At 57.3% G+C, this 1,027-nt stretch carries 1 protein-coding gene and 1 pseudogene; one reads left to right on the top strand and one right to left on the bottom strand.

Annotation, left to right across the window (positions count from 1 at the left end; all coding sequences use genetic code 11):
- Nucleotides 1–713, top strand: a 713-nt coding sequence (locus H3V12_RS11070; protein WP_032226762.1) for an APH(6)-I family aminoglycoside O-phosphotransferase, incomplete at its 5' end; no start/stop codon positions are given.
- Between the two features lie 109 nt (nucleotides 714–822).
- On the opposite strand, the pseudogene H3V12_RS11065 reads toward H3V12_RS11070, so the two are convergent.
- Nucleotides 823–1,027, bottom strand: a pseudogene (locus H3V12_RS11065) (transposase zinc-binding domain-containing protein); the annotation flags it as partial.

Here is a 1,027-nt window from a genome sequence, read left to right as displayed (position 1 = left end):
GATTGAAACCTATAGAAGACATTGCTGATGAACTGCGCGGGGCCGACTATCTGGTATGGCGCAATGGGAGGGGAGCAGTCCGGTTGCTCGGTCGTGAGAACAATCTGATGTTGCTCGAATATGCCGGGGAGCGAATGCTCTCTCACATCGTTGCCGAGCACGGCGACTACCAGGCGACCGAAATTGCAGCGGAACTAATGGCGAAGCTGTATGCCGCATCTGAGGAACCCCTGCCTTCTGCCCTTCTCCCGATCCGGGATCGCTTTGCAGCTTTGTTTCAGCGGGCGCGCGATGATCAAAACGCAGGTTGTCAAACTGACTACGTCCACGCGGCGATTATAGCCGATCAAATGATGAGCAATGCCTCGGAACTGCGTGGGCTACATGGCGATCTGCATCATGAAAACATCATGTTCTCCAGTCGCGGCTGGCTGGTGATAGATCCCGTCGGTCTGGTCGGTGAAGTGGGCTTTGGCGCCGCCAATATGTTCTACGATCCGGCTGACAGAGACGACCTTTGTCTCGATCCTAGACGCATTGCACAGATGGCGGACGCATTCTCTCGTGCGCTGGACGTCGATCCGCGTCGCCTGCTCGACCAGGCGTACGCTTATGGGTGCCTTTCCGCAGCTTGGAACGCGGATGGAGAAGAGGAGCAACGCGATCTAGCTATCGCGGCCGCGATCAAGCAGGTGCGACAGACGTCATACTAGATATCAAGCGACTTCTCCTATCCCCTGGGAACACATCAATCTCACCGGAGAATATCGCTGGCCAAAGCCTTAGCGTAGGATTCCGCCCCTTCCCGCAAACGACCCCAAACAGGAAACGCAGCTGAAACGGGAAGCTCAACACCCACTGACGCATGGGTTGTTCAGGCAGTACTTCATCAACCAGCAAGGCGGCACTTTCGGCCATCCGCCGCGCCCCACAGCTCGGGCAGAAACCGCGACGCTTACAGCTGAAAGCGACCAGGTGCTCGGCGTGGCAAGACTCGCAGCGAACCCGTAGAAAGCCATGCTCCAGC

The organism is Bartonella sp. W8167, from assembly GCF_016100335.1.
Taxonomy (GTDB): domain Bacteria; phylum Pseudomonadota; class Alphaproteobacteria; order Rhizobiales; family Rhizobiaceae; genus Bartonella; species Bartonella apis.
The sequence above is the reverse complement of the archived record's forward strand: the minus strand, read 5'-3'. Positions and strand labels throughout refer to the sequence as shown.